Source organism: Streptomyces sp. NPDC008313 (assembly GCF_042956125.1).
In the GTDB taxonomy this organism is placed as follows: domain Bacteria; phylum Actinomycetota; class Actinomycetes; order Streptomycetales; family Streptomycetaceae; genus Streptomyces.
The window spans coordinates 29,290-53,265 of record NZ_JBIBFR010000016.1 but is presented as its reverse complement, the minus strand read 5'-3'; the positions used below and the strand labels follow the sequence as shown (position 1 = coordinate 53,265).

Genomic DNA, 23,976 nt, shown 5'->3' with positions numbered 1-23,976 from the left:
ACGCCCTCGGCGGTCCGGGCCCACGGCTCGGGCCGCCGAGGCACGCCCGGGTTACTTTCGCCCGAACCGGCAGCAGCCCCCCGCGCGGTGCCGCCAGGATGATGCGGGTGACGACCACGACCACAGACCTATGGCACCACTACGGCCGGGCCCGCGCCGCGCAGGACCACGCCGTCCCCGACTCCTTCCGCTGGACCTGGGACCAGCAGGACGGGCCGGGCCCGGAAGTCCTCGGCGACCTCACCGGCAAGACCGTGGCCGACCTCGGCGCTGGCGCCGCCCGCCACGCCGCGCACCTGGCCGTGCACCACGCCCCGAACCGGATCGACGCCGTGGACGCGTCCCCGGCCCAGCACAGCATGGCCACCGCCCTGTACGCCGACCTCGCCCCGCGCCTGCACTTCGTCCACGCGGACGTCGTCGCCCACCTTCGCGTGAACCCGGGCGCCTACGACGTGCTTTACAGCCACTTCGGGGCGGTGGACTTCACCGACCCCCGCGAGCTGCTCCCGGCTGCCGCTGACGCGCTCCGCCCCGGTGGACACCTGGTCTTCTCCACCCTCTCCCACTACCTGTCCGGCAGGCCCGCGCAGCCGGACGTCACGGCCGCCGAGGTGCCGGCGAAGACCCCGGGGGGCGAGAGCGCCACCATGCACCGGTGGGTGCTGCAGGAGCACGTGTGGACCAAAATCCTGGACCAGGCCGGGTTCACCGACATCCGCGTCGAGGAGCTGCCCGCTGGCGACGGCCCCCGGCCCGCCGCCACCCTCCTTGTCACGGCCGAGCGCCCCGCCACCTGAGACCGGGCCAGGGAATGCCGCTGCCACGGGCCGAGTCTCCTGGGCTCCGGGGCCGCGGTGCGTTCGCGCTGAGGGTTAGCTGAGGTTCAGCCGCTCCAGGAGCCTCTGCACTCGCGCGTCCAGGGCCTTCTCCGCCTCCGGGTTGATCGTGAGCAGGTCCACCTGGGCCGTCACGATGACGTCGCACAGCTCCTTCTCGACGTCCTCTCAGGGAGCTGGACTGCCCGAAGGTTCTCGCGGACGAGCGCCAGGGCCACGAGGACGGATCGGTCAGCGCCCGGTACACCCACGTGACGGACACATACGCGCGCTCCTCATGGACCAACTCACCGAGGTCTGGCACGAGTCCCTGGACGACCGGCTGCTTCTCGCCCCGCGCTCCCCGGTCCCGATCCTCGACCGGCTGTTGCAGCAGCGCGCCGCCGAGCGGTGACACCCCGTTTCAAGATCACACCCAGATGACACCCAGATACAACGCGATCAGGGCCGGTCTCCCCGAAGGAGAACCGGCCCTGACCTGCACTTACGAAGTCGGGGTGGCGGGATTTGAACCCACGACCTCTTCGTCCCGAATGAGGTTCGGGTGCTGATCTTGCCTGCACGGATGATGTTTTACCAGGTCAGAGGGTCAGACTGTCGTGGTCTCGGGTGGCTTCGAAGGGGCTCGGGGAGCGGGTCGGCTCCCAGATGGCTCCCGAGGAGCCACTCGTCCGGACATCGCCGTTGACGTTCTCCATGTACTTGGCGAGGCACTCGGGGATCATGCCCACGAGACTGAGACCGATCGACATGGCTGCTGTCATCGTCCCGGCGGAGGCGTCGGCCACGCGGTCCCTTTGACTGCCGCGTCGAGGAGGTCGCCGAGCCGATGCCAGGCGCCCGGGCCGGCGTGCGACATGGGGCTTGCCGCGAACCGTAGCCACGCCGCGTCACTGTCTCCGAGGGCCTCGGTGACGTAGGCGGCCACTGCGGGATGAGTGGTGTCGTAGTGCGGGCCGCGGGCCTTCAGCGCTGACCAGGCAGGCAGCAGCCGGATCAACTCCGCAGGGCACTCGGGCCGGGCCAGCATGATCTCGGCCCAGCTCCCACGAAGGTCTGGTCCGCCGCCCAGGCGCCTGCGCAGGTGCAGCGTGAGATCGAGCAGTGTGTGCTGTGGGGCGGAGTGGCGGGCCAGTACGTCGTCGAAGGTGAGGGACTTCCGGTAGGAGCGGGCGGCGAAGGAGAGCAGGGCCTCCTCGACGAGCGTGTCGTTGCCCGTGTGCCGGTCGAGGTAGGCGCTGAGAACGTTCTCGTCGGCGTCCGCCAGCTTCTTGAAACCGATGTCCTGCGGGTCGCCGAGGGAGGCCGTGCGTCGGCCCGGCAAGGCGGGGACGGGATCAGTGATGAGCGGCATGATGGTGGCGATCAGTTCATTGGCCCGTCGGTTCTCCTCCCACGCGGAATGGCCGGAGGAGGAGTAGCCGTGCGCACCTGACCGGGCGGACAGGGTCCGCCGGGTTTCCTGCACTACGAGACGTGCTTTCTGCCGTGCCTCGTCCGGGACTTCGGGGAGATGTACGAGGAGTGCGCGCAACCAGCCGAGATCACGCACGACCGGATAGCGCGAATCGGGGTCCGGTTCCCAGAGGCTCAAGGCACTAAGGGAGATGGTCGCGAACCGGGTGCCGAGGGCGGCGACGAGTTCTTCGGACGCCAGCCATTCCCGGGGCCGTCCGAGACGCCGGGCCTCGCTGGGGTTGAGCAGGAACCGCCAGGTTTGCCTGCTTGCGCGCTCCACCCAGGCGACAGCGGACCGGCAGGCCATGGTCTGAAGGTACTCGGACTGCATCTCCTCGTCGAGGAATCGCTCCACGTAGTCCCGCTCCTCCTGGGACGCAGCCGCCAGCTCCTCGGCGTAGCGCTCTCGTACTTGCGCGGGCGTCAGCCCGTCCCGGCAGGACCGGGAGATCCGGGTGAGGAGGACCGCTCGACCGAAGTACTCCAGGTCGTGTGCGGCGACTTCCTCCAACAAGGCCGGTTCGACGTGCCACGGCAAGGAGCCCAGCAGGTGCTCGCGCACCACGCGATCGGCGGCGGGGTGCTGCGCGGACCAGGCCAGCAGAGGGCGGTGATGCTCCGTCTGTGCCCGGAGGATGCCGGACCACATGCTTTCCCATGCGTCGGATGCGGCGCGGTGGCGCTCCATCCACGCCTCGACGTCTTCTTCGCCGTCATGTATGTCTGGCCCGAACGGGAGGCAGTCGAGGGCTGCGACGAACACGTCCTCGTGCAAGCCGTGTTCGCCGAGTACGAGCTGGGCGGGCGTCGGAGCGGTGAGCAGTTCGGGGGTGATGGTCAGGCCCGTTGCCGAGCGGCGGTGGAGCTCAGCAGCGACGGCGCGGATGAGCGCTGCCCCACTCTCTCTCCGGCCAAGCACACCGAGCTGCGCCTCAGTGCACTCCCGCAGAAGCCGCACCCTGTTTTCGTCCGGGCAGGCGGGGTGCGACAGGGCGACACAGGCCAACTCCATGCGGCCGGTCGTCATATACGGCTGCGGTTCGCGATTAAGGTCGCTCTCCACCGCCGTGGCCAACAGCCACTCGGGCGCCGACTCTGCGAGCGGTCCCGTGAGCAGGGCCATGAGTAGACCGTCCCGGTCCGTGCCCTGGGGCGCCGTGCGTATCGCCTCGACAGCCATGTGTGTGGGCGGGGAGTCGGCGGACGCCTGTGCGATGACCGTACGCAGGAAATCGAAAGGGAGGGACGTACGTGGTTCCGCCGCGGCCATCGGACTCCAATCTCCGACACCGTGCCTCTGGCCTCTGATCGGACCCACCCGGGCACGGTGGTGTACCAGGTGTGGGCGTCAATCATGCCGAAAGGGACTGACAGTGAGGGCGGTTACGGACATACGGGTCTGGAGGGGGCCCGCGGAGCGGGTTGGCTCCTGGAGTTCGGCACGGCGCCGATGTCTCTACGCCTAGCGTGAAAGGTCGGCCACCAAGACGTCGAGGGTGGCTTCCTCGTGGAGCGCGACGCCGAGGGCGGCCATGGCAGGGGCGAGATCCGGGTCCCAGTCCGCGCTGACCGGCCGGCCGTCGAGCGCCAGTTGAGGGATGCCCTCAGCCTGGCTGCGAGCGGCCAGGTGCTCGTAGTCCGCGGTGCCCATGCGCCACGGCCGGGCTTCGTAGCGGCGGATGACCCGGTTGGCCAGGACGATCCCCGGCCAGTCGAAGTCGCCGTGGTACGCGAAGCGGCAGCCCGTGGCGGCGAGGGCGTCCAGAAGCGTGAAGACCACCGTGGCGGCGCTGCCGGACGTGCACACCAGGGGCTGGACGCAGGCTGCGTCCGCCGCGGCTTCCACCACGCGAGGGTTCTCACAGATGTGGATGAGTGTTCCGGCGGGGAGTCGCAGCCGCAGGGTGTGCAGGTCGCGTGGTGTGACGTGGGCTTCGGCGTGATGCTCGGCCCGCTCGCGCAGGGCGCATTCCCGCCAGCCCTCGCCGTCGGGTCGCAGCCCGTACGTCAGCACCGTGCTGGAGACCTCGTCCGGAGTGACGGACACCAGCCGCCACAGAGCGCGTCGACCAGCCGCGTCGTCGGGGAACTCGGTGCCATGGGCGAGGGCGACGCCGCGTTGTACGAGGCGTGCGAGCCAGGTGCCGTCGTCCAGGCCGTGCGCGGAGCCGGTCGCCATGGCGGCGAGTTCTCCTCGGCCGAGTGCGCTGCCCCTCTCGGGGCCGAGGAGAGCGGTGAGGACCTGGACCGCCTGCTGGAGTGTCCATATCGCCGCTTCGGGCGCCACTCCTCTCGGAACGCCAGCCCGGCGCAACAGGTCGTACCACTGCCGGGGCCATTCCTGGCTGGCGAGAGGGGAGGCATCCAGTGCCGAAGCGAGGGACGACCACACCTGCTCCCGCCGGGCCGCCACGTCCGCGCGGGCGGCACGGCGGTCGGTGAGTGACGGGCCGAGTTCCTCCAGGGTCTGTCTGAGGCCGAGTCCGGCGGCTGAGGCGCGTAGCCGTGCGTCGAGCACGTCGAGCCGTATGGTCACGGCGGCACCGGTGAGGGGTTTACCCAGGAGGAGAGACAGGTCGTTGCGTTCCTGGGCGTTCAGCGAAGCCAACCGGAGCGAACCCGTGGCCTGCACGCCGTTGCTCTCCAGGCGTTTTCGCACCCCCTCCCAGAGCCGGGTGAGCCCGGGGCCCGTCAGCCATTCGCGCGTCGCGGAGGGCAGCCCGCTCACACGGACACCAGACGCCGGTGCCGACCGTTCCAGGTGTAGTGCAGGGTGGCGACCCCGCGCACATGGGGATCACGGAGGCACTCGTAGATGTGCAGAGACGGAACCTCGGGCCAGTTGCCCATGAGCCGCTCGCTGGTGAGGACGAAGTCGAGATCGAGGTCGACGAGGATACGGCCCAGCCGCCCATGGGTGGGTTCGTCGACCTTCGCGAAGGCGTCGTCCAGGAGGATCAGCCGCGGCGCATGCGGTGCCGACTCGGCGAGGCTGGTGAAGTGGGCGGCAGCGGCGGCGAAGAGCACGAGGTAGGACAGCACCCGCTGCTCGCCCTGGCTGAGCCCGGTCCGGCCCGTCAGCTTCCTACGGCGGCCCGGAGCCGCGTCCTCGACCACGAAGGTGTGGAAGCGGAACCAGTCGCGGTAGTCCAGCGCGGTCCGAAGATGGGCGGCGTAACCGGCTGAAGGATCGGCCCGTCGGGCGTCCTCGATCCGGCGTTGCAGGACTTCGCGGAGCTGCTCGGTTTCCTCGCGCGTCCGGAGGCTCGACGGACTGCGCAGCAGATCCACGGCTGCCCGGACGTCCGCGTCCACGTCTTCGTCCAGCTTCCACAGCAGCTCGACGCCGAGACCGTGAGAGGTGCGCACGGTCCGCAGGGTGTCGTTGAGAGCCGCGACCAGGTTCGCCGCGGTGATGACCTGTGTCGAGAGATGGTCGCCGAGCTCGCCGGTCAGGAACCGCTGGAACACCTCGCGTTCGCGTTCGGTGAGTCGTCCTCGGGCCTCCGCGGCCTGGACTGCGATCCGCTCGCCCACGGCCGCGACGTCATGAGACCCGTGGTCGTCGACCAGGCGGCACACTTTGATCCCGTTGCGTTCCTCCAGCTGTGCGTCGTATCCGCCGGCCAGTTGGTCTCGCAGCGCGGTGTGCCGGATGAGTAGGGCGCTGTCCGACACCTCGCCCCTCGGACGGCCGAGGGCCTGCTCCAGGGCGTCGGCGAGTGCCCGCAGCGCTCGCAGACGGCTGCGGACGTCCACGCTCGGATCATCCGACACGTACTCGGGCAGCGAGGACCGATCAAGGCCGGCGCCGAGCACCACCTCCGGTCGGCCGAGAGCACCGCGAAGAGCGCTGCCGGTGTCGATGACCTCCGTCTCCTGGTCCGCCAGGGTCCCGCGCAGACGCTTCTCGTCCTCTTCCGCCCGCACGCGCAGGTCGTGGAGGTCGTCGCGGGCTCGTTGCGCCCCAGGCAAGGCGCGGACGGCGCTCGCAATGCGCTGCTTGGTCTCTTGCTCGCGGGTGAGGGTTTCCTCCTCGGACGACCCGATGGCCTCCTCGCGGGTCCGCAGGTCCTGCTCCGCGGTGCGCAGTCCGGTGAGATGAACCCGGTAGCTCTCCTCCGCGGCCAGGCGATCCTCACGGGCACGCTCGTACCGTTCGGCATCCGTCTGATTCGCGCCGAGCCGCTCGCCCGTGCCGCCGACTGCCCTGCGTAGATGTCCCACACCGCTGAGCAGGGCAGCCAGTGCGGTGCGTACGCGGTCCAATGCGTCAGGGTCGCCGGGCAGGTCGTGGGCGGTCGCGGTGGCGTCCGCCTCGGCACGCGCCGACACCGCGAGAGCGCGGGCCTCCTCGGCCTGCCGTGCCGCCCGGGCCGCCTTGACGGTCAGGTCATGCAGGGTCTTGTCGGCTGATTCGGCCCTGCTCCATGCGTTCGCGAGATCTTGCGCCCGGGGGAAGTTCCGTTCCGCGAGTGTGAGAGCCCGACGCATGGCATCGGTTACGGCGAGCTCGTCGCGGACGTCAGCCAGCCGCTGTTCCGTCCGCGCGATCCGCTCCTGCAGCTCGGCGAGGATGCGCCGCCGGGTCTCGGCGCGTACGGCGGCCCCCACGTACTCGGTGTCGCCCTTGTCGTGACGCCCGCTGAGCACGCCCAGACGCCAACTGCCGTCGTAGCACACCGCGTTGTGTGTGGCGGTCTGTGCTGCCGGTGTGAGCGCGATAGCGGTCAGCAGACCCTCCACGCGCTCGAACGTCACACCGCACCCCGGTTCAGGGGCCGGGCGCAGGGCCGAAGCGAGAGTCGGTCCGTCGGACAGAGCGGGACCGGGCTGGAGGAGGGTGTCCCGGGTGCGAGGGTCGAGAAGGACGCCGTCCGCGCCTACCCACGCGTCCAGGATTCCGCTCGCTTCCAGCGCCCCTTCGAGACCGGCCCGGTCGACCGGTGCCAGGTCGTCCGCGAAGTCCACGAGCCGGTAGAAGGGGGCTCCGCTGCCCGACCTCCTCTCGGCGACGCGATGGTGCGGGGCCGACGGCTCAGGGTCGGTACGTTGCTCCCAGTCCCGCTTCTGCTCCGTCAGGCGGTCGAGTTCCTCATCGAGTCGGCCGACGCCGAGCGCCAGTGCGTCCCGGCGTCTGGTGAGTTCTTCGCCGTACGGTTCGAGCGCGGCCTGAGCGGTTCGCCACGCCTGGCTGTCGATGTCGGGCGGCAGCGTGCGGTCCGCGAACGGTGCGTCGGTGGAGGTCTCGTGGCCGACCGTGGCATGGACGGCGTCCAGCTGCGGGCAGTCGGGCCCCAGCACGGTCCGCGTGTGCGCTGTCCACTCGGCGACACTGCCCGCATAGACGCTGCTCTCCTCGGCCACGTTCTGGCGGCTGAGGTCAAGACGGCCGGCGGCCTCTTCCGCCTCGCCCTCCAGCCGTTCCCGCTCGGCATCGGCCTGAGCCGCTCCGGCGCGGGCCGCATCCGCCCGTGAGATGAGGCGGTTAACTTCCTGGACCATCCGGGCCCGGTTTTTCGCGACCGTCTCGGCGTCCTCCAGCTGGTGCTGCCAGGACCGCAGTGCTTCCCGCGTGGTGGCTGTTTCCGCGCGGGCTGCGGACCGATGCCGTACGGTGCGCGTCCCCCCGTCTGGAGTCGTCAACTCCGTCTCGGTGGACTGGGACAGGACGGTGCGTGACAGAGCCACCGCCTCGCCGAGATGGCCGGTGGGGAGCCCGGCTTTCTCCGCCTGCGTCAGCAGCTCGCGGTGTTCGGTTCCAAGCTCGGCCAGCCGACTCCCTAGGTGTTCGACCCCTTCGGCCAGCCGCTCCGCCGTACTCTCCTCCGCGTCGTGTGCGTTGTGCAGGGTGGTGAGGGCGGCCTCGGCGGCGGTGTGCAGCGCCTCCACCGTGCCGCGGCGTTCGGACAGTTCGCGCAGGCTGCCGTAGGCGTGACTGGCGTGCAGGGCGGCCAGGTCGGTCCGGGCTGCCTGTTCCTCCTCGCGCAGGGTCTCCAGTCGGCCCTCCGACTCCTCCTCCTGCGTCCGCAGGTCGCTCGTCCGATGTGCGGCGTCTCCGGCCGCCCGGCGCCGCTGCGCGAGGACGCCCAGCTCGTGGCTGACTCGCTGCGCGGAGGTACGCAGGACTCCGGCCAGGTAGCCGCGGTAACTGGTGAGGAACGTGCGCAGTGCCGTGTCGGTGCGTTCCAGGCGGCCGAGTTCGTCGCGTACGGCGTCGAGGTCGTGGAGGTTGCGTGCCACCTTCTCGACCACGTCCTCGTCGAGCCCTGGCAGGGTCTCGCTCAGCAGGGAGGCCAGGCCCCCGTGCTCGATGCGGTCCCCGACCGTGGGGCGCCGCAGCCGGTGGAGGAGCTGGGTGAGGTTGCGGTAGCGCGTCGCGTCGGTGATGCCGAACAGGTCTCGGGCCACCCGGGAGCGGTGCATGACGGCCCGCTCGGTCGTGTTGTCGGAGCCGACGATCTCCTTGAGCCGGTCGACCGGCAGCGGCTTACCGGCTTCGACCAGGTGCAGGTCCTCACCGATCCGCAGCGGGGTGACGAAGAATGTCGGCAGCGCCTTCTGCGTCGACTTCGAGGCGCGGATGGCGGCACCGAGCGTCAGGTGGCGGTGACCGCCGTCGTCGGCCGTGCCCCGGAACTCCACCCACAGATACCCGAGACGGTTGGTCTGCTCGAATCCGTCCAGCATCAGCCAGGCAAGCGTGGTGCGGCCGGTGCCTGTCGAGTCCAGTGCCCGGGAGTCGCCGTCCAGAAGATACGGGAGCAGCATCTCCAGGGCCTTGGACTTGCCCGCGCCGTTCTTGCCGCGCAGCAGCAGCCGTCCGTCGCCGAAGGAGAACTCCTGCTCGTCGTACTGCCAGACGTTCTGGATGCCCGCCCGGTGCAGCCGGAAGCGGGTGCCGGCGGTCGTCGCAGGGCCGGCGGGTGTCGCAGCGCCGGAACGCGGCAGCGGAACGAGGCCACGCGCGTCGGTGGTCATAGCGGCAACTCCTCTTGAACGTCAGTGCCTTTGCCTGCTGCGGTGGCCGGGCGCACCGTGACGTGGGTGGCGTAGCGGGCCGCTGCGGCCAGCAGTACCCAGCCGTCGCCGCCGGGCCGTGCGCCATGGACATCGGTCACCGTGCGTCCTTCCGACGCCTCTTCGACGTACCCCTCCGGAAGTCCTTCGCCCTCGGCGCGCAGGCGGCCCGCGCGGGCCATCAGCCGCATGCGGACCAGCAGGTCCAGTACGGCCTCTCGCAGGGAGGGAAGGTCCTCCAGGTAGCCGCGTTGCCAGTTGCTGCGCTGCCCGTACTCGGCGATCAGCTCGGCCAGCACCTCATCCACCAGGCCGTCCGGGACGGCCACCCCGATGACGAGCGTCCCGCCGGTCGCCGGATGCCCCGGTTCCTGCGGCCGAAGCCGTTCCACGAGTCGTTCCGCCAGCAGCAGCGCGGCCTGTGCGACGGTCCCGGTTCCCGGCAGGTGCAGATCCGTGAGCTCCTCCTCGGGGTCCACCAGTGCCACGCCCTCGGCACGGATCTCCATCTCCAGACCAAGGAGTTCGGAGAAAGCCTGGGCTTCCCGGCGCTGCCGGGTGCGGAGCCAGTCACGCTCGGCGTCGGTCAGCTCGTCGAGGTGGACGACGGGTGTCTCGACGAGCATCCGGCGCACGTAGGTGCGTGGTGCGCCGAAGCCCGGGTCCGCAGCCCGCCGGACCAGGTCGGCGCCGTCCCGTGCTTGGGAGAGCGGGCCGGCGACAACCACGCGTGCCAGCTCCCGATCTATCGTGATCAGGGCTTCTCCGCCCGCCTCCTGCGCAAGCGCGGTCACATGGCCCTCGGTCTCGATGAGCACGCCCCAGTCGACGAGCTGGCGCAGAGCCGCGACCAGGGTCCGCTTCCCGGCCGCCCGGCCCGTTTCCTCCAGCTCAATCCCGGCGTCGGCTGCGGCAGCCCTGATATCGGCGACCAGGTGTGACAGCAGCATCTGCTCGGGCGCGGTCACCAGCACGGACAGGGCCAGCGCGAGGCAGGCGTAAGTGTGCGGGGTGAAGGGGGTGCCGGTGGAGCGTTCCAGCCGGTGACCCGATCCCGGCCCCAGCCCCGCCTTGAACAGTCGGGCGAAGGAGCTGTCGACCAGCAGGCGGTAGCCGAGCACTTGCTGGAACCGTTTGCCCAGCCAGTCGGCGTGCCTGCGGATCAGTGGGAAGAGGTCGGCGTGAGGGCCGTCCGATGCGACCAGGGGGTGGGCGAGCAACAGCCGGGCGGCGGTACGGCGTTCGGCGGCCAAGGCCACGTCGTGAGTCGAAGGAAGGGTCATGACACGCTCACCTCGGCCTCGCCGTCGAGAGCGCCTTCACCGTCGACTGCGGCTGCGATACGGCTGATGTCCAGCTCCAGGTCGTCCAGCAGCAGGTCACCGTCGGCCGAGTACAGCACCGTTCGCGCGCCCGCCGTCCGGAGCACGGTGAGCCGGATGCCCAGTTCGGCGTCCTCGCTGCGCGCCGAGTCGAGGCTGAAGCTCTTAGGTCCATCACCGTCCGTATCGGCGAGTCGCTTGAGCTGAGCGTTCCCGAGTGCCGTGGCCAGCAGTTCCAAGAGCAGCCCGAGCGCCGCCGAGGTCAGCCGTACGTCGGCGAACCGACCCGACGCGCTGCGCAGTTCGTCCGCCGCCGCTGTCCTAGCCGCCGCCCGCTGCCGGGCGGCCTCCCGCAGCCGCTCCTTTTGCGCGGAGTGATCCTCCACCGCGGAGGCCCGGCCCCGCTGGGCACGGCTGCCCCTCTCCCGCAGGGCCACCGGCACCTCGACCACCGGACCGGTCCACCAGCTCGTGTAGGCCGGCACCACCTCGTCGGTGGCCGGGGGTATGCCCAGATGGCGGGCACCGTACAGACCGAAAGCGGCGACGGCGATGTCGTGCGCGTCCTGCGGCGCCGCTTCCTCGAACCAGCGGGCCAGCCGCAGCAGATCCTTACGCCGGGACATCTCCCCGGTGGCCGACCGCAGCATCCGCTTGGCGTTGGCGAGCAGCGACTGCAACGCGCGCAGCGTGGCGTCCCGCAGCTGATCGACCTGACTGCCCTGACCGTCGGTGTCCCTGAACCAGCCGCGCAGGCCCTCCCAGTCCGCGAGCTCGCGGCCCCGGCTGCGCTGTACCCGGACCTCCAGGCGTCCTTCACCCTGCGCCGATAGCCCGGTGAGCCCCTGGGCGTGGGCGTCCAGCCGATCCAGCAGAGCCGGGATGTGCGGCCACAGGGTGTCCAGCGCCGCCGAGATCCGGGGTGCGCGGAACGCCACGTCCTCGGTGATCGCCTCGACGTAGTCCAGGAGCAGCTCCTTGAAGCCCTGGTACTCGGCGCTGTCCAGGTCGTAGCGGGACAGCACCTGGCCGAGGTAGGCGTAGAAGTCACGTATGGAGTCTGCGAACTCGGTGAACTGCACGAACAGTGTGCTGATCCGCTCCAGCCCGTCCTGCGGCTGGATGCCGCCCGGCGCGGTCACGAGGCCGGCCAGCTCCCGCAGCCCGCGCTCGACAAGGGCCAGCAGTTCGTTGCTCACCTCGCGGGCGGCGTCGGCCTCGGCCAGGACCCCGTCGGCGTCCCTCTGGATGCGTTCGCCCAGTTTCGACAGCTGGTAGCGCGAGCGGGAACGCTGGTACTCGCTGATGCTGGACGCCTTCACCGTGTGGCTGCTGCGCAGCAGGTTTCCCCACTGCGCTAACTGTTCCAGTCGGACCGTGAGGGTGTCGGCGTCGAGCCCCGCGGCGGGACCACTGCTCTGACGCAGCTTCGCCATGATGTCCGGGACGGCAAGATCCGCCAGCAGCGTCCCGCAGAAAACCCGCATGATCGCGACGTGCTCCAGCCGCTCGGGCGCGCTGAGGTACGTGTATGCGTCCAGCCGCCGCCGCGCCTCCTCGTCGGTGCCCTGACCTGCACCGGATGTTGATGCCCCCATGTCCGTGAGGTTACGTGGCGCAGCCGGGCACCGCCGGTGAGTGGCCGAAAATGCCACGGACGTGTGCCAGGCCCCCTGAATGGGCCCTTCGGCTTCTGCGCCGAGTGGCTTCCATGAGAATGGGGTACGTTCAGGCCCGTATCGGCAGGGGCGGAAGGAGGCGCGCGGTGTCGTACGAACCTAAACTCGCCGCGGCTCTTTCCGGCGCGACGCTGCGCCAGCTGTCCCACTGGCGCCGAGCCTCCGGGCCCAAGGGCGCCGTGCTCGTGCCCGAGATCTCCAGCGAGAGGCCGATCCTCTACTCGTTCCGCGACGTTGTCGCGCTCCGCATCTGTGTGCAGCTGCGCGAAGAGGCTTCGTTGCAGAAGATCCGCCGTGCGTTGAACACTCTCCGGGAAGATCTCGGCGAGTGGGAGCACCTCTCCTCGTACAAACTCGTCGCGGGCCCGGACACGATCTATCTGGCTGAACCCGACCATGCCGTAGACCTGATCAAGGGAGGCAACGTGGTCATCCACCAGATGGTGGATGTTCTCGCGCCCTTCTATAAGGACGGCCGCAGCATTCCCGCTCTGCTCACCCCCCGTGAACACGTTGCGGTCGACGAGTCGGTGCGAGGCGGCGAACCGGTCATCCAAGGCACCAGGATCCCGGCGTCAGATGTCGCTGCCCTCGTGAGAGACGGCATCCCGCCGGACCAGATCGGTGAGTTCTACCCAGGCGTGACGGCCGAGGCCGCCCGGGACGCTGCCGACTTCAGCGAGTACGTCGACAGCTATGGCAGCAGTGAGCCCCGGCAGGTCGTCGCTTGAAACTGCTGCTCGACGAGAACGTGCCCCGTCCCATGGCCGAGATCGTGCGCATCTTGCTGAAGGCGCATGAAGTCGTCCACGTCCACGAGCTCAAGGGCTGGACGGGCACGAAGGACATCGAGCTGTACGCCAAGGCCAAGACCGACGGCTTCGAGGTCGTCATCACCAACGACACCAAGCAGCTCAGCCGGCCACTCGAAGTGGCGGCCATCGCACAGTCGGGCCTGCATCGCATCGAGTACCGCCAGAACAACAAGCACGGTGGCCTGGTGGGCCTGGGCACGGCGATCGCCACTGTCTGCGCGGCCCTTCCGCACGCCCTGTCCGAACTCGAAGCAGCTGACGGCCAGCGTCTCGTCTCTCTGACGTCGATCGACCCGACCCGGCAGAAGCGCCTCCAGATCACGGACCCGGCCGTCGCCCCGCCGAAGCACTGGCCGGGGCGCGATTCGACCGCTGAGTCCTGACACCTCGATACACGAGGGCTCCCGGCCAGTAACCCATCGGAATCGATGCGGGGAATGACCTGGCATCGCTGCCTGCGCTTCGTCTCATCAAGGTTCACTGCCGAGCTCTTCCTGGAGTTCGGCGATGCGTTGTTGGGTTGCCGCCGCGTTCTTCTGCTGACGGGTCAGCTTCGCCTCGGCGGCTGCCAGTTCCCGGGCGAGCCGCTCTCGATCAGCTGCCGCCCGCTCACGGATGGTCCCGTCATCGCGGTACGCGGGCCCTACTCGCTCACTGCTCACTACGCCGCGACGCTCTCCGCACTCTGGGCAGTCGATGACGCGGGTGGAAACGCGGCTGTTCTCGCGATGCTGAATGTGGGGCACCACATGGTCGCAACGGAGAGTGAGGTCCCAAGTATCGAGGTCTTTCTTGCTCTCCTCCCGCGAAGGCCAGGACGCGAACAGGCTGGCGAGCTTCTCTATCTGCTTCGGCCCCATCGGCGGTGGCGGGCAACAAAAACAGCAGTGCGTCACCCGAGAACCGCTGACGGACCACCGAGCATCCCGGCAGTCGGCGTGCCGCTCGCGGAACCTCTGGTTGGCTTCCTCGTATTCGCGCTTCTCGGCCTCGGACAACCTCATGAGAGGTGGCCAGCTCCCCAGCTCATCCGTCATGGGTTGTCCGCAACCGCGACAGGGCTCACCGGCCACGTACTCCGCCCAGCTGAGGCACGTACCTTCTCGCTTCCAGCGTGCATCCCGCTCGCGGCGACGACGGTCGTCCGCTTCGGCATTCAGGGCCGAGCGCAGAGCACGTTTGGCGGCTCGTCGCCGCTTCTGCTCCTCCGTGAGCTTGGCCATGGCTTCACCCTTCGCTGCACCGTGTTCTCGTGCACAACCGTGGAATGCATGCTGGCGTGGCCACCCCGTGAGCCGACTGCCCGTGTGCCGGATGACGACTTGTGACCGGACCTGGATCGCAAGCGGCCTTCAGGCGACTGGTGTCGTCTGGAGCGGACAGCCGGAGCTTCCTGATTTGATACGCGGTCAGGAGCCGCACCGCAGAGAGCACGGACAACAGGGCATACGACGCAAGGGCCAATCTTGCCAGCCCGCGACCTGCCCCGAACCGGTACTTGCGGGGCGTCTGTGACTCAGCGCTACGACTGGTCACGTATCTGGGTATAGGCATCACGGGAAGTGATACCCCTGGCTGTTTCAGCACCTGGTCGGTCCGCGGGCCCCTGGCCGAGTCCCGCCCTACCTGGGGATCGTCCGGTCTGATGCCATGGACGAAGTGGCTGGTTGGGACACCATCGTTGGGGGCGATGTGGGGACATCCACGCGATGGAAGGGACCGAACGGCGATCGGTGGAGCTCCGCTGGGAGGCGGCTGGCGCGCTGGCGGGAGGACTCACGTAACGCGGATCAGCGGCTAGAGGAGATCGCGGCGGACCACCTGAGCGCCCTGCACGAGACGCTCTGTGCCGATCGATCGGCTTTCGGGTTGTACGACACGGCTTGCGCGGCAGGCGAACGGCTCGCCGGAGCCCTGGGGCCGCTGGCTACAGAGGGGGCGGAGTCGGAGGACGCGCTCGTCGCGCGTCTCGTCTTGGAGGTCGGTGGGGACGGCGGCACACTCGCCGACGCCGCGGTGCGCAGGGGGATGGCCGCGGCGGTCCGCGATGTCCGGAGCAGACATCCCGAGCTGGACGATGCCATGGGCGGAGGCGGCGGCGGCTTCACCTGGGACATCCTGTGCGATCTCTACCAGGTGTTCTTCGCGGACATGGTGGGGGAGTTCCTCAGGTCCGTTGTCGCCGAGCACGTCAAGGTGGCGGTCCCGGTGCTCATCGCGGCCGATCCGGAAGGCAGGATCGCCGACTGGGTCGCGGAGAAGGTAGTGGACCTGGTGCCGAATCCTTGCGAGGAGTCCGCCGAAGCGACGGACCTTGCACAGGGTGTGGATACCGCGCAGTCAGTGGTGGACGCTCTGCAGGACCCGTCGGCTGCATTGCCCAAGATCGCCGAGTTGTTGGTACCGCGGGCGGTCGGAAAGGTGCTTGGCCTGATCACCGAGGAGATCACCGGAGAAGAGGGAGCTGCGGCGTGACCGATTCTGACGATTTCCTGTGGTGGCGCGGTCCTCGGAGCGACCGACCTCGTGGCGACCGCTGGACGGAGATCGGCGAGGAATCCTTCCAGGAAAAGGAGCGCCGCATCACCGGCCGGCACTATCTGCCCGGTTCCGTCCCCGACTGGGCCGAGGACCTGTTCCGCGTCGCCAGGGCGGCTTTCATCGCCGACAAGTACGTACGCCGGACCGGAGTACGGGACAGGTGGACCCGCCGCATCAGCCTCGCCGTGCCCGTCACGGAACACGAGCGGTGGGCAAGCGCAGCGGTCCGTACCCACCTCACTGCGCTTCTCCAAGTCCTCACCGGGGACCTCTGGAACGTGGACTTCCGTCCACTCACCGGTCACTACGTCGAGGAGGCGATGATCTCTCCCGACGACCCGCGTGCCGCGGAAGTCGCGTTGTTCTCCGGCGGACTGGATTCCCTCAGCTGGGCTGCCACCCGTGCGCGCGCCGCCGACTCCCGACCGCTGCTGCTCGTGATGTTCCGCGAGATCGGCCTGCTGCGTCTCCAGCAGCGGGTGTACAAGGCCGTCGAACGACTGGGCGGAGCACGGCCGGTCCTGCTGTTGCCGATGAGCCAGACCCCGGCGGGCGACGGCTCGAGGTTACGGCTGGAGACCTCCTCCCGCACACGTGGCCTGCTGTATGCGACAGGCGCGATCCGCGCCGCCACCGCGCACGGTGTGAGTACCGTCCACATCCCCGAGAATGGCCAGCTCGCCCTCAATCCGTCCCTGACAGCGGCGCGTTCGGCCGCTTGTTCCACGCGCTCCGTGCACCCGCGGACGCTGCGCAGCCTGAACGCCTTGGTGACGGCCGTGAGTGACACGGAGAGCGCGGTGCAGGTGGTCAACCCCTTGGCACAGCTCACGAAAGGCGAGGTGTGCAAGGCCGGACGTGATGCGGGGCTCACCCCGTCCGACCTGGAGTCCACTCTGAGCTGCGGCAAGCCTCCAACCCGCCGAAGCGGCGGCCCTCCCATCGCCAACTGCGGGGTCTGCTTCCCGTGCCTCGTGCGCCGCTCCGGGCTACTCCACGCCAACGGCATCGACGGCACCCGGTACGAGGCATTGCCGTGGGCGGACGGCTTACCGCTTGACCGGGGTGCCGACTGGCGCGCACTGCAGCGGTGGCTGCTCGGCAGATACACCATTACGGATCTCCTCACCGATACTCCGCTGCCGCCGGACATGGATCCAATGGCGGCCTTCGAAGTGATCAAGCGCGGGCGGAAGGAACTGGCCCGACTGCTTCAGATCGCCGGTGCGGCCGAGGCCGCTGATGCGGCGTAGACGGCTTCGTGGCGTACGAATCAACGCCACACCGTTGAAGGCCAGTTGAGACGTATTCTTCCCTCTGGGGTGAAAGCTGTGGCAGGAGTGACGGCCCCATATCCGCTCCTTGCCGTGAGCGCTAGGCAGCAGAGACGATAGAGGGAGACGTCGTGGAGATTCAGATCACGGTCGATGCGCAGGGCGACGACGCAGCGGCACATGATCTCTACTACTGGCTCCGGCAGGATCGCGACCTCCGGCGTCACATGGAGGTCGAACTGGAACAAGCCTCCGAAGTCTCTGACCGCATGAGCGCGGGCGAGATCATCAACATGTTCGTCAGCAACGGTATTGCCGCTGCGAGCTTGTTGGTGAACATCGTGGTCGCCTGGCGAGCATCCCGACCTTCGCCGCCCGGGGCCGTGACCTTCGAGCACGGCGGTATGACAGTGACCGTGCACGATGCGTCGGACGAAACCTTGCGCCGAGTCGCACTGCTGTTGGCTCCCGAGACCCACGGCGGAGACCCAGGGGCCACTGGTCCGGGACGTCCGTCGGCACCGTCGGTTGCAGGGAATCGGTGATGGGGCTGCCCGACCCCGACGGAACTCGTGTGGTGCTGATCGGTGCGGACGACTATCAGAACTTCTCGGACCTGCCAGCGGTGCGGAACAACCTCGCCAGGCTGGCAGAGCTGTTCAGGTCACCGGACGTTGGGGGGCTACCCGCCGGACATTGCGTGTCGCTGCGTAATCCCGCCGATGGCCAGGACGTACTCGATGCCGTCCACCAGGCAGCAAGCGAGGCGACAGACACGCTGGTGGTGTACTTCGCCGGCCACGGTATGCGGTCGCTCGATGGCTTTCTCTATCTCGCGCTGGGGCATTCCGAGCGAAACCGGAAGCTGTACAAGTCGGTGGCGTTCAACTACCTCCGCACAGCAGTGCTGGAAAGCGCAGCGCCCAGGAAGGTCGTGATCCTCGACTGTTGCTACAGCGGTGCCGCGCTGGAGGGATACATGGGCGGGCCGGATGAGTTCGCGGACCAGGCCGCCATCGAGGGTACCTATGTCATGACTGCCTCAGCCGCTACGCAGGCTGCCATGGCCCCCGTGGGTGCGCACTTCACTGCGTTCACCGGTGAACTCGTGAAAGCCATTACCGATGGCGTTCCAGACGTGTTGGGCCCACTCGACATGAACGCCCTCTACCAGCACGTCAGCCGTGAACTGGCATCACAGGGCATGCCGGTACCCCTGCAACGGGCCGGCGACCAGGGGCACGCCATCACACTGTTCCGAAACAAGTGGAAGCGGCCCAGGAAGAAGCCCACGCTCGCGACGCTGCGTGAAGAGTGGTTCCGCGCGATCCAAGAAGGGCTGCTCTGGCATGTAAGGGATGTCCCGGCGCTTGCTGAGGGCCGACTACGCACCGAGTTCGGCGAACCCGGGCTCATCGGCTCCCTGCTGGTGGCGCGGATCGCCGCCCGGCTCGCTCGGGGTGAGGGCACGGCGAATATCCGTGGCTGGCTCGCCGCCAGCCCTTTTTTCACTGCGCCCGGCCCCAATGCTGATGAGCTCACCGAGCTCATCAGCACGGTCCAGTTCGGGTTCCAGCATGACGGGCTGGCCACCACCGTTGTGGTCCTCGACGGCCTGGGACTGCTCCCCTGGAGGCCGGAGAGCACGGACATGCTTCTCATTGAATACTGGGCTGCCCAACGAGGTCGTACGGTGCCTCGTACACGTGTGGAACGTGAACTCAGGGAGCTGTGGGACAGCACGGACTCGCGTGTCCACGCGGCACTCTCGGCGCTGCCGTCCTCTCCACTGGAGGCATATCCCGACGTGTGGAAGAGGCTGAAAGACGAGTCGGACTTCCGCGTCGGCAACGCGGGGGCCATGGTGCTCGGCGAGCGGGGTGGCGGCGACCGCGCCTGGGATCGGTGGATGTCCACCCGCACCTGGAGCATTCTCAAGGCTCGCCACTTGGTGCGCCTCGGCGGAGATCTCGTCCGCTGCCAGGCCGCGCAGCGTGCTCTCGGCCGTCTCCTCGATCAGGCACCTCCCGGCGATGAGTTCCGCGGTGTTCTTGAGCGGGCCGCAAAGATCATCCAGGAACAGTTGGAGCACATCGCCCTGGCTGTAGAGGGCATGAGCGCCATCGAGTACGAGCTGCTACGCGAGCGTAGCCGGGACGAACACTTCCAGGACGGCTGCCTTGTCACCTTCCAGCAGCATCTGCTGGAGCGGTACCGGTCCTTCACCCCTTTCCCCGAGCACGTGACAACACACGGCACCTGGGGCCCGCTTCCATGGTGGTCGATCGCCCTGCACGACGAGCGCGAACAACTTGCGGCGCAGGAACTGCTTGTCCGCGGCGGCATGCAGATGAGTATCACCGCCAAGAGCCGTGACGCTGACGAGCTTGTCATCACCTGCCAGGAGCCCGGGTCCGGACCCTCAGGCATCACAGCCCGCCTCCGTTTCGATCTCCGCGACGCCGTGCACGCCTGCGAGCTGCTCCTGCTTGCCCGTCGGCAGTCGGTGGCGGTGGACTTCCTCACTGAACACATCGACGAGTGGGATGACCGCGAGGTCACCCTCATCGGCACGTTGCCCATCGACGTAGGCAGCGACATCGGAACTACGCTCGCCGATATCGCAACCGGTGCCCTGCGCCGACTCATGCCCGGTGCATCAGGCCCGGCTATTTACCATGACGGGGTCCCGGCGCTCGAGAGGCTCATCAAATCCTCACGGCTCCCGCAGATCTGCCGTCATCCGAGGTAGCGACAGCGTCCTCCATGTCCAGGATGCGCAGAACGACCTGCCGCTCAGCCTCGGAAACGGCCACCCTGGCCGCCAGAGTGTCGAGTTCGTCGAGGATGCCGGGCACGGCAGCCGAGTCCCCCTCGGCGAGACGGCCTTCGAGTTCCCGCGCAAGGGCATGCGCACGCTCGGAGGCCGCGTCGAGCAGCGAGTTGCATGCGTCGATCTCGACGAAGGCGCGCTGCGCTGTCCGTAAGGCCATGTCGAGGACGTCGCCGGGCTCGCCCCTCAGCATGCGGGCGTGGTGGAGCAGGGCACCTACGTGCGTACGCGCCGTCTCCAGCGGATCGTGCTCCAGCTCTTCCTGCACCCCCTGCCCTTCATCGGCCATGAGGTCTTCCGTCCCGTTCGGTCGGGTGGGCTGCACTTGTTGACCCCTTCTCGTACTTCGGTTCAGACGGGTTGCATTCGCGGGTTCCGGGCGAGTGGACCGCCTACGGGGCCACGCCGGGATCCATACCGTACACGTTTTCGAGTTTCTGAACATAGCAAAGTCTGTTGACATCGCCAACGTGCATCTTGGAAGATCGAGCAGTGAACAGTGCGGCGGTCCCGTCGTGCTCTCCGCCTGATCGTGCAAGGAGCACTGCCATGACCGACGACACCCCTCTGCGTCAGCTGCTCGATGACCGCCTCACCGCGAGCCTCGCCGCGTCCGAACTGGCCCCGGAGGCGGCCGACCTGCTGCGCGGGATGCTTCCCGAGCCGACGCCGGAGAGGACCGGACGCGCCGGGCCCGTGTACCTGCGCTCCATCACGGCGGCGGGCTGGCGGGGGGTCGGCCCCGAGACCACGCTCGACCTTCCGCCCGGCCCCGGGCTGACCGTCGTCGCGGGTCGCAACGGCACCGGCAAGTCGAGCTTCGCCGAAGCCGCCGAGATGGCGCTGACGGGCTTCAACGCCCGCTGGGACGGGAGCAACGGCAAGGCTCGTACGGCGGTGTGGAAGGAAGGGTGGCGCAACCTGCACGACTCCACGGTTCCGACCGTCTCCGTACGGCTCACCCTGGACGACACCGGCGACCCGGTCACCGTGCGCCGCACGTGGTACGGGGCGAAGGTGGACGAGGCGCGCACGACGGTGGAGCGGGCGGACGGCACGGAGCAGAAGCTGGAGGAGAGCCTCGACGCCTCGACGCTCTCCCTCTACCGCCCGTTCCTGCCGTACAGCGAGCTGGGCTCGATGGTCGACGGGACGCTCAGCGCCCTGCACAACACCTTGGCCCGGTTCATCGGGCTCGGCCAGCTCGGCGACATCGACGACCGGCTCGCGGCCCGTATCAAGGAGTGCAAGGACGTCGAGAAGCGGCCCGGCGCCCTGAAGACCGCGGCCGTCGACGCCCTGACCGGACTCGACGACCAGCGTGCCGTCGAAGCTGCTCGGGCACTCGGCGGACGTATCCCCGATGCGGACGCCGTCCGCGCCCTGCTCGACCGGGACGCGGTCACCGACTCGGGTGCGGACGTCCGCCTCCGGGCACTCGCCACCCTGACCGGCCCCGACCAGCAGGAGGTCGCCGGGGCGCTGGCCCGGCTGCGGGAGGCGGCTGCCGCAGCCGAGGACGTACGGCACTCCGACGCCGAGGACGCGCGGCGGCTCGCCGGGCTGCTGGAGAGTGCCCTCGAACACCGTCGCCGCTCCCAGAACGCCGACTGCCCCGTCTGTGGCACCGCGGACCGGCTGGACCCGGCCTGGGCGGACGGCGCGCGGGCGGAGATCGAGCGGCTCCAGTCGGAGGCGGCCGGGGCCGAAACGGCCCGCCGGGCGCTCGGCGCCGCGCAGCGTGCCGTCCACGACCTGGTGCAGCCGGTCCCCGACCTGCTGCGGGCGGAGGAGTCGGAACTGGCGGGCCTCTGGCGCGAATGGGCCCTGTGCCGGAGCCTGACCGACCCCGCCGAGCTGGCGAACCGCGTCGAACGCGTCGCCCCGACGCTGGGCGCGGCATGCCGGCAGACCAGCGAGGAGGCCGCCCGCAGGCTCACCGACCGCAACACCGCTTGGCGGCCCGCGGCCGTGCGGCTCGCCGAGTGGCTCGACGCGACGGAGAAGGCCGCGGAGGCGAAGGACCAGCGCAAGGAGGCCGAAGAGGCTCGCTTCTGGCTCAGGACGCAGACGGACGACCTGAGAAAAGTACGGATGGCGAAGTTCGAGAAGCAGTCGCAGGACGTGTGGAACAAGCTCTGCGAGAGCAGTAGCGTGTCGCTCGGGAACATTGAGCTGAAGGGCACGGCCCGGCAGGGGAGTGTGCAGCTCGGCGTCTCCGTGGACGCCCACGAGGCGCCCGCGTACAGCGTGATGAGCCAGGGCGAACTGCACTCGCTCGCCCTGTCGCTGTTCATCCCGCGCGCGACGCACGACGACAGCCCGTTCGGCTTCCTCGTCATCGACGACCCGGTGCAGTCGATGGACACGCAGAAGGTGGAAGGGCTGGCCACCGTCCTGAGCGAGTGCGCCCGCCACCGGCAGGTGGTCGTCTTCACCCACGACACGCGGCTGGAGCAGGCCATCTCCCACCTCGGCATCGAGGCGACGATCCTCCACATCTCCCGCGAGAGCGACTCCGTCGTCACTGTCGAGAAGAGGAGCGATCCCGTCAAGCAGGCGTTCCAGGAGGCCCGTGACCTCTCCTACGATCAGCATCTGCCTCAGAGCGTCGCCGACCGGGTGATTCCGGCGATGTGCCGGCACGCACTGGAAGTCGCCTGCATGGAGACCGCGCGCCGTACGCTGCGGGACGACCATGGCCTTGGCCTCGCGGAGATCGAGGAGCGTATCTCCCCGCTGGTGCGCACTAAGGAACATGTGGCCCTCGCCCTGCTCGGTGACTCTTCCGGGAGGCCCCAGACGGTGGTCGAGAGCCTGTACGACGGGGGATGGGCGCTGATCAACGAGCTCAACGAGGGCTCTCACCCGGGGCTGCCGACCCTGGACGACCGCAGGCAGCTCGTGACGCGTACGGAGAGGCTGGCCGGGGCGATCCGGCGTGGCCGGGGAACGGTCGTGTCGCAGGGCGGTGCCCGATGACGGACAACGCCCGCGAACTCGTCTCCGATGCCGAGGCCCTTCTGCAGCCTCCGGCAGGCACGGCGGGACCGCTCAGCCCCGGCGTACGGGCCCGCGCCGCCGCCATGCTGCTGCGCCTCGCTCTCGACCAGCGGCTGGACGACTTCTGGCACGGTGTGGCCCCTGCCATGACGCGCAACGCCAAGCACCGCATGCTGTGCCTGGAGGCGTACACGGACCGGGGGACCGCCCGGCGCTGGCGCCTCACCTGGTCCGCGCTCAGCGGTGTCTGCCACCACCGCGTGCCCGAACTGCCTCCCCTGCCCGCCGAGATCCAGGCGCGTCTGCTGGAGGTGAACGCCCTGCTCGACGCACTCGACGGGGCGCCCACCGCCACACCTGCCGTGGTCATCCCGGCTCCGGTCCCCCCGACCGTCCGGACCACGACACTGGCCGCGACTCCCGCCGTGCCCCCGACGGGGCACCTGCGGGCGGGCCGCCCCGTACCGAAGCCCTGCCCGCCGCCGGGACGACGGGCCGAACCTCCGGTCGTCGGCGGCCCGTGAACGTACCGGGAGCCGTCCGCGTCGTCTGGCTACGGCCGGACGAGATCCGGCAGCCAGCCGATGTGGCGCAGTGTCGGCGCGACCCGACTGAGCAGGAAGAACACCACCGGTGTCTGGTCATCGTCCTGCGGGAAGAAGAGCGCGTGCTGAACGGAATCCGTGTCCTGCGGCTCGTCCAGGTCGATGAGCAGCGGGTCCGGCCGCTCGAAGGCCACGTCGAGCACCACCCCGGGGCGATCGGTCAGCTCACGCAGATCGTCGAGACCGCACAGGTCGACGAAGTCGGCAGTGGTGAACGTCTTCTTGAAGCTTGGGCGGTCGCCGGGGACGGCGACCCAGCCCATGATCCGCAGTTCCTCGTCGTACAGCTCGGACTCCTGGATACCGGCACGCCGCCGGTTGTGCAGGTTGGACAGCGGAGCAGGCATCTCCGGCACGACGGCGGGCTGGTACAGGACGAGGTCACGCTCCCCGTTCTCCCACCGCGTGTCGTGGATCGTCAGACCGGGCCGGCCGGCCAACTGCACCCGCCACACCCCCGCCACCCCCCTGGACTGCGCACCGGAACACGTGGCCGCGTAGTCCTTCGGCGTCGTGCCGTCCCGTCGCAATGTGAGCTGATCCATGATGGTCACGGCGACTGTGTCCCTCCACCCGTGGGGTGACAC

At 69.0% G+C, this 23,976-nt stretch carries 18 protein-coding genes; 9 read left to right on the top strand and 9 right to left on the bottom strand.

Annotated elements, in window-relative coordinates; all coding sequences use genetic code 11:
* Window positions 1–101: 101 nt before the first annotated feature.
* Window positions 102–800: a methyltransferase domain-containing protein gene (locus tag ACFY93_RS22175; protein WP_391361933.1), complete on the top strand. Its 699-nt coding sequence runs from the start codon at window positions 102–104 to the stop codon at window positions 798–800.
* 620 nt (window positions 801–1,420) lie between these two features.
* Here ACFY93_RS22175 and ACFY93_RS22170 read toward each other — a convergent pair.
* The 6 genes from ACFY93_RS22170 to ACFY93_RS22145 all read right to left on the bottom strand — a co-directional run bounded on the left by ACFY93_RS22170 (window position 1,421) and on the right by ACFY93_RS22145 (window position 12,237).
* Entirely contained in the window at window positions 1,421–1,591 is a 171-nt protein-coding gene (locus tag ACFY93_RS22170) for a hypothetical protein (RefSeq protein WP_391361668.1), read from the bottom strand.
* 8 nt (window positions 1,592–1,599) lie between these two features.
* A complete protein-coding gene (locus ACFY93_RS22165; RefSeq protein ID WP_391361666.1) occupies window positions 1,600–3,420 on the bottom strand; it encodes a hypothetical protein in 1,821 nt (606 codons plus the stop codon).
* Between the two features lie 339 nt (window positions 3,421–3,759).
* Window positions 3,760–5,025: a TIGR02679 family protein gene (locus tag ACFY93_RS22160; RefSeq protein ID WP_391361663.1), complete on the bottom strand. Its 1,266-nt coding sequence runs from the start codon at window positions 5,023–5,025 to the stop codon at window positions 3,760–3,762.
* Window positions 5,022–9,278 carry a TIGR02680 family protein gene (locus ACFY93_RS22155; RefSeq protein WP_391361661.1) on the bottom strand — a complete coding sequence of 1,419 codons (4,257 nt, stop codon included), beginning with the start codon at window positions 9,276–9,278 and terminating at the stop codon, window positions 5,022–5,024. The genes ACFY93_RS22160 and ACFY93_RS22155 overlap by 4 nt, the downstream gene beginning before the upstream one ends.
* The gene (locus tag ACFY93_RS22150; RefSeq protein WP_391361659.1) at window positions 9,275–10,600 is read right to left on the bottom strand and encodes a TIGR02678 family protein; all 1,326 of its coding nucleotides are present in this window, start codon (window positions 10,598–10,600) and stop codon (window positions 9,275–9,277) included. Before ACFY93_RS22150 ends, ACFY93_RS22155 begins: the two co-directional genes overlap by 4 nt.
* Window positions 10,597–12,237, bottom strand: coding sequence for a TIGR02677 family protein (locus ACFY93_RS22145; protein WP_391361658.1), 1,641 nt, complete (start codon window positions 12,235–12,237; stop codon window positions 10,597–10,599). Before ACFY93_RS22145 ends, ACFY93_RS22150 begins: the two co-directional genes overlap by 4 nt.
* A 167-nt stretch (window positions 12,238–12,404) precedes the next feature.
* Between ACFY93_RS22145 and ACFY93_RS22140 the strand changes: the two genes are divergently transcribed.
* Window positions 12,405–13,049: a DUF433 domain-containing protein gene (locus ACFY93_RS22140; protein WP_097251353.1), complete on the top strand. Its 645-nt coding sequence runs from the start codon at window positions 12,405–12,407 to the stop codon at window positions 13,047–13,049.
* A complete protein-coding gene (locus ACFY93_RS22135) occupies window positions 13,046–13,516 on the top strand; it encodes a DUF5615 family PIN-like protein (protein ID WP_301998495.1) in 471 nt (156 codons plus the stop codon). The genes ACFY93_RS22140 and ACFY93_RS22135 overlap by 4 nt, the downstream gene beginning before the upstream one ends.
* An 87-nt stretch (window positions 13,517–13,603) precedes the next feature.
* Here the strand turns inward: ACFY93_RS22135 and ACFY93_RS22130 are convergent, their stop codons facing one another.
* Window positions 13,604–14,356 carry a hypothetical protein gene (locus ACFY93_RS22130; RefSeq protein WP_391361654.1) on the bottom strand — a complete coding sequence of 251 codons (753 nt, stop codon included), beginning with the start codon at window positions 14,354–14,356 and terminating at the stop codon, window positions 13,604–13,606.
* 427 nt (window positions 14,357–14,783) lie between these two features.
* Here ACFY93_RS22130 and ACFY93_RS22125 point away from each other — a divergent pair, with 427 nt between their 5' ends.
* The 4 genes from ACFY93_RS22125 (at window position 14,784) to ACFY93_RS22110 (ending at window position 19,700) form a co-directional block, all read left to right on the top strand.
* The gene (locus tag ACFY93_RS22125) at window positions 14,784–15,608 is read left to right on the top strand and encodes a hypothetical protein (RefSeq protein ID WP_391361652.1); all 825 of its coding nucleotides are present in this window, start codon (window positions 14,784–14,786) and stop codon (window positions 15,606–15,608) included.
* A complete protein-coding gene (locus ACFY93_RS22120) occupies window positions 15,605–16,927 on the top strand; it encodes a 7-cyano-7-deazaguanine synthase (RefSeq protein WP_391361650.1) in 1,323 nt (440 codons plus the stop codon). The genes ACFY93_RS22125 and ACFY93_RS22120 overlap by 4 nt, the downstream gene beginning before the upstream one ends.
* 152 nt (window positions 16,928–17,079) lie before the next feature.
* On the top strand, window positions 17,080–17,493 hold the full coding sequence (locus ACFY93_RS22115; protein ID WP_391361647.1) for a hypothetical protein: 414 nt from the start codon (window positions 17,080–17,082) through the stop codon (window positions 17,491–17,493).
* Complete coding sequence (locus tag ACFY93_RS22110) at window positions 17,493–19,700, top strand: caspase family protein (RefSeq protein ID WP_391361645.1); 2,208 nt, start codon at window positions 17,493–17,495, stop codon at window positions 19,698–19,700. Before ACFY93_RS22115 ends, ACFY93_RS22110 begins: the two co-directional genes overlap by 1 nt.
* On the opposite strand, the gene ACFY93_RS22105 is transcribed toward ACFY93_RS22110, so the two are convergent.
* Window positions 19,657–20,070, bottom strand: coding sequence for a hypothetical protein (locus ACFY93_RS22105; RefSeq protein ID WP_391361643.1), 414 nt, complete (start codon window positions 20,068–20,070; stop codon window positions 19,657–19,659). The two genes, ACFY93_RS22110 and ACFY93_RS22105, sit on opposite strands and share 44 nt — an antisense overlap.
* Window positions 20,071–20,330: 260 nt before the next feature.
* Between ACFY93_RS22105 and ACFY93_RS22100 the strand changes: the two genes are divergently transcribed.
* Both ACFY93_RS22100 and ACFY93_RS22095 read left to right on the top strand, forming a co-directional pair.
* Window positions 20,331–22,763, top strand: a complete 2,433-nt coding sequence (locus tag ACFY93_RS22100) for an AAA family ATPase (protein WP_391361641.1) — start codon at window positions 20,331–20,333, stop codon at window positions 22,761–22,763.
* Window positions 22,760–23,308 (top strand): hypothetical protein, encoded by a 549-nt coding sequence (locus ACFY93_RS22095; protein WP_391361638.1) that lies wholly within the window; start codon window positions 22,760–22,762, stop codon window positions 23,306–23,308. Before ACFY93_RS22100 ends, ACFY93_RS22095 begins: the two co-directional genes overlap by 4 nt.
* Window positions 23,309–23,337: 29 nt before the next feature.
* On the opposite strand, the gene ACFY93_RS22090 is transcribed toward ACFY93_RS22095, so the two are convergent.
* Window positions 23,338–23,934 carry a hypothetical protein gene (locus tag ACFY93_RS22090; RefSeq protein ID WP_391361930.1) on the bottom strand — a complete coding sequence of 199 codons (597 nt, stop codon included), beginning with the start codon at window positions 23,932–23,934 and terminating at the stop codon, window positions 23,338–23,340.
* Window positions 23,935–23,976: the final 42 nt, after the last annotated feature.